The organism is Oerskovia sp. NPDC060287 (assembly GCF_042726775.1).
Classification (GTDB): Bacteria; Actinomycetota; Actinomycetes; order Actinomycetales; family Cellulomonadaceae; genus Oerskovia; species Oerskovia merdavium.
Map to the genome: position 1 here is coordinate 1 of NZ_JBHXBO010000305.1, position 4,061 is coordinate 4,061.

At 72.9% G+C, this 4,061-nt stretch carries 4 protein-coding genes; 1 reads left to right on the forward strand and 3 read right to left on the reverse strand.

Features of this window, described 5'->3' with window-relative positions; genetic code table 11:
• Positions 1–54 precede the first annotated feature (54 nt).
• Positions 55–792, reverse strand: a complete 738-nt coding sequence (locus tag ACFWFR_RS17905; protein ID WP_191802068.1) for a phosphoglyceromutase — start codon at positions 790–792, stop codon at positions 55–57.
• A gap of 231 nt (positions 793–1,023) precedes the next feature.
• Between ACFWFR_RS17905 and ACFWFR_RS17910 the strand changes: the two genes are divergently transcribed.
• Positions 1,024–1,461, forward strand: a complete 438-nt coding sequence (locus ACFWFR_RS17910; protein ID WP_191802070.1) for a nitroreductase family deazaflavin-dependent oxidoreductase — start codon at positions 1,024–1,026, stop codon at positions 1,459–1,461.
• Positions 1,462–1,565: 104 nt separating this feature from the next.
• On the opposite strand, the gene mshA is transcribed toward ACFWFR_RS17910, so the two are convergent.
• The gene (gene mshA, locus ACFWFR_RS17915; RefSeq protein WP_377623944.1) at positions 1,566–2,801 is read right to left on the reverse strand and encodes a D-inositol-3-phosphate glycosyltransferase; all 1,236 of its coding nucleotides are present in this window, start codon (positions 2,799–2,801) and stop codon (positions 1,566–1,568) included.
• A 29-nt stretch (positions 2,802–2,830) separates the two neighbouring features.
• Positions 2,831–3,985 carry a lactonase family protein gene (locus ACFWFR_RS17920; RefSeq protein ID WP_377623942.1) on the reverse strand — a complete coding sequence of 385 codons (1,155 nt, stop codon included), beginning with the start codon at positions 3,983–3,985 and terminating at the stop codon, positions 2,831–2,833.
• Positions 3,986–4,061 lie beyond the last annotated feature (76 nt).

Consider the following 4,061-nt stretch of genomic DNA (forward strand, 5'->3'; position numbering starts at 1 on the left):
GCTCCCCTCGCGAGGGGAGCGGCGCCGTCGGGCGTTCGTGACTGTGCGTCGAGGTCAGCGACCCTGGTTCGCGACCGCGGCCACGGCGGCTGCCGCGGCGTCGGGGTCCAGGTACGTGCCACCCTTGACGATCGGCTTGAAGTTCTCGTCGAGCTCGTAGACGACCGGGATGCCCGTGGGGATGTTCAGGCCCGCGATGTCCTCGTCCGAGATCTCGTCGAGGTACTTCTCGATCGCACGGATCGAGTTGCCGTGAGCGGCGACCAGGACGGTCTTGCCGGCCTTGAGGTCGGGGATGATGTCCGACTCCCAGTAGGGCATCTCGCGCTCGAGGACGTCCTTGAGGCACTCGGTGAGGACCTCGGGCTCGCCGGCGTAGCGCGGGTCGGCGTCCTGCGAGAACTCCGAGCCCTTCTCGATCGCGGGCGGCGGCACGTCGTAGGAACGACGCCACAGCATGAACTGCTCCTCGCCGAACTCCTCGAGCGTCTGCTTCTTGTCCTTGCCCTGGAGCGCACCGTAGTGGCGCTCGTTGAGGCGCCACGAGCGCTTCACGGGGATCCAGTGACGGTCAGCAGCGTCCAGGGCGAGGTTCGCCGTGGTGATCGCGCGACGCAGGAGGGAGGTGTGGACGACGTCCGGCAGGATGCCGGCCTCCTTGAGGAGCTCGCCGCCGCGCTTCGCCTCCTCGACGCCCTTCTCCGAGAGTGCGACGTCCACCCAGCCGGTGAACAGGTTCTTGGCATTCCATTCGCTCTCGCCGTGGCGGAGCAGCACGAGGGTGTAGGTCATGGTCAACATCATCCCGTACCCCGGCGACCGTGGCAGCGCTGTCCCGGGAAATGGTCACCGAACATCTACGGAACGGGAAGTTCCCCCCGAAGAAGGTGGAACACGTCGGGCGTCGGGGGAGCTCGGGCGGGAGCTCACGGGAACACCACGGAACTCCTGGTGGAACTTCCGGCGGCGAACCGGGAGCTCGCGCCGCGGGAATGGTGACGCGCGCCACGCGTTGGTACAGACATGCCCATCACCGGAGAGTACGCACCGAGCCCCGACGACCGAGCACGCAAGCAGACCGAGCTCTACGAGAGCTCGGGCGGCACCAAGGGCACGACCATGAACGGGATGCCCGTCGTCATCCTGTGGACCCTGGGCGCCAAGAGCGGGAAGATCCGCAAGACCCCGCTCATGCGCGTCGAGCACGACGGCGACTACGCCGTCGTCGCCTCGCTCGGCGGAGCGCCCCAGCACCCCGTCTGGTACTACAACCTCGTGGCGGACCCGCACGTCGAGCTCCAGGACGGCCCCGAGCGCCACGACTACACGGCGCGCGAGGTCACGGGCGAGGAGAAGGCCCTGTGGTGGAAGCGCGCGGTCGAGGCCTACCCGCCGTACGCCGACTACCAGGAGCGCACCGACCGCGAGATCCCGGTCTTCGTGCTCGAACGCCAGGACTGACCCGAGCGGTCCGCAGCGGTGCCCGGCGAGCACGGGCACCGCTCGCCGCGGACGACGGCGGACGCCGCGCCTCCGCGGGCTGCACCGAGTCGTCGACCGGTCCCTCAGCGGGGGCGCGCGGCCCGCACCTCGGCCGCCTGCGCGTACACCGACAGCATGGCTTCGGCCGTCGCGTCCCAGCCGTAGCGCTCGCTCACGCGCCGGGCGCCTGAGGCGAGCTCGGCGCGACGCGCGTCGTCGGCCAGGAGGTCGCTCAGCGTGCGCGACCACGTCCACGGGTTGTGGTCGGGGACGAGGATGCCCGACACCCCGTCCTCGACGACCGTCCGCAACCCGCCGACGGCCGCGGCGACCACGGGCGTGCCCGACGCCTGCGCCTCGGCCGCGACCAGCCCGAACGACTCGTTGTGGGACGGCACCGCGACGACGTCCGCGGCCCGGTAGTAACGCACGAGCTGCTCGCGCGGCACGGGCGGGCGCACGATCACGTGGTCGGCGACGCCCATCTGGAACGCGAGCGCCTCGAGCTCGCGCACGGCCGTCAGACGACCGCTCGCGCCGCCAAGGACCACGAGGGTCGGCAGCGGCTCGTCGTGGTCCGCGAGGACGCCGAGCGCCCTGACCAGGACGTCGGGCGCCTTGAGCGGCTGGACGCGCCCGGCGAAGAGCACGAGCCTGCCCGTCGTCGGGAGCCCGAGCGCCGCACGCAACGCCTCCTTGGACTCCCCCGGCGCGGGGGGCGAGAACAGCTCGAGGTCCACGCCCGGCGGCACGACGTGGACCTTCGCGGGGTCGGCCCCGTACTGGTCGACGAGGTCCTTGAACTCCTCGGGCGTGCTCGCCACGAGCGCGTCGGCCTCGGCGACGACCTGTTCCTCGCCGATGATCCGACCGAGCGGCTCCGGGGCGTCACCCGGCGCCAGCGCGGCGTTCTTCACGCGGGCCATGGTGTGCATCGAGTTCACGAGCGGGACGTCCCAGCGGTCGGCCGCGAGCCAGCCCGCCTGTCCCGAGAGCCAGTAGTGCGTGTGGACCACGTCGTACCAGCCGGCGTCCCGCCGGGCCTCGGCCCGCAGGACCCCGGCCGTGAAGGCGCAGAGCTGGCCCGGCAGGTCGTTCTTGTCGAGCCCCTCGAACGGACCGGCCACGACGTGGCGGACCAGGACACCGTCCTCGGCCTCGACCACGGGAGGCTGGGCCGACGACGTCGCGCGCGTGAAGATCTCGACCTTCGCCCCGCGTCGCGCGAGCGCCCGCGACAGCTCGGTGATGTACACGTTCATGCCGCCCGCGTCGCCCGTCCCGGGCTGGTCGAGCGGCGAGGTGTGCACCGAGAGCATCGCGATGCGCGGGGACTCCTTCACGGCGCTCAGGCCTCCACGACGCACGCGGGCACGGGGACCGCCAACTCGTCGACGAGCACGCCCGACCCGTCCTCCCGGTCGATCCGCAGGACCGTGAGGTTGGAGGAGTTCTGGTTCGCGACGACCACCAGGTCGCCCGCAGGAGTGCCGTCGCCCACGGGGGCCAGCACCGCGAAGTGCCGCGGCCACGCCCCGCCCAGCGGGGAGTCGGCGAGGTGCTCGAGGACGGGAGCGGCGCCGTCGGGCCCTGCGGCGTCCCGCGTGACGGCGAACGTCGAGAGCACGTCCGCCCCCCGGATCGCGACGAACAGGCGCGAGCCGTCCGCGCTCAGCGCGACGTGCGAGGGGTAGCTGCGGCCCCCCGCGGGCAGCGGGGCCGCGGTCGCCGGGACCGAGCTCGCCACCTCGAACGAGCCGTCCGCGGCCGGGACCAGGACGTAGACGCGCGAGTCGAGCTCGGTCGCGACGAGCAGGGCCGCGGGGGCTCCCTGCGCCCCGGCCTCGCCGGGCAGGACCGCGAAGTGACGCGGCCCCGCACCGCCGGGGAACGTCGCGAGGACTCGCGCGGGGACCCCGCCGTCCGCCTGGGCCCGCAGCTCGTCGAGCGCGCGCGGGTAGGCGCGCAGCTCGTCCGTCCCCAGGTCCACCACGACCGGCGCGCCCCCGACCTCGCCGACGAAGTGGGCGTGCGGTCCTTCCTGGCGCTCGGCGTCGGGTCCCGTGCCCTGGTGCCCGAGCCGCAGCGCCTCGGTCGGGGCTCCCTCGGCGTCGAGCGGCAGCACCGCGAACGTGCCGTCACCGTAGTTGGCCACCCACAGGGCGTCGTCGACCGCCACGACGTGGCAGGGGTAGGAGCCACCGCTGGGCACGACGCCCAGCGGGGCGAGCCCACCGTCCGCCGTGAGCGCGAACCCGCTCACCGCACCGTGCTCGGTCTCGGTGACCGCGTACAGCCGGGAGCCGTCCGGGTCGAGCGCGAGGAAGGACGGCGAGGGCGTGACCGCGACCAGTGCCGCCTCGCCCAGCTCACCCGTGGCCGCGTCGACCTCGAGACGCCAGATCCCCTCGCCGCTCCCGGCGTCCGCCCCGTCCGGGTACGTACCGAGCCACAGGGTCCGAGAGGTCGCGGCGGCCACGGGCGCCGACGAGGTAGAAGTCATGCACAGAGCCTAGTAGCACCCGGACATGCGTCAGGGGCGTCCTGACCAGGCCTCCGCGCTGCGGAGAACCGGTCAG

Coding starts and splice junctions, on each gene's coding strand:
- ACFWFR_RS17905 (WP_191802068.1), bottom strand. CDS start 792: ATGACCTACACCCTCGTGCTGCTCCGCCACGGCGAGAGCGAATGGAAT.
- mshA (WP_377623944.1), bottom strand. CDS start 2,801: ATGCTCTCGGTGCACACCTCGCCGCTCGACCAGCCCGGGACGGGCGAC.
- ACFWFR_RS17910 (WP_191802070.1), top strand. CDS start 1,024: ATGCCCATCACCGGAGAGTACGCACCGAGCCCCGACGACCGAGCACGC.
- ACFWFR_RS17920 (WP_377623942.1), bottom strand. CDS start 3,985: ATGACTTCTACCTCGTCGGCGCCCGTGGCCGCCGCGACCTCTCGGACC.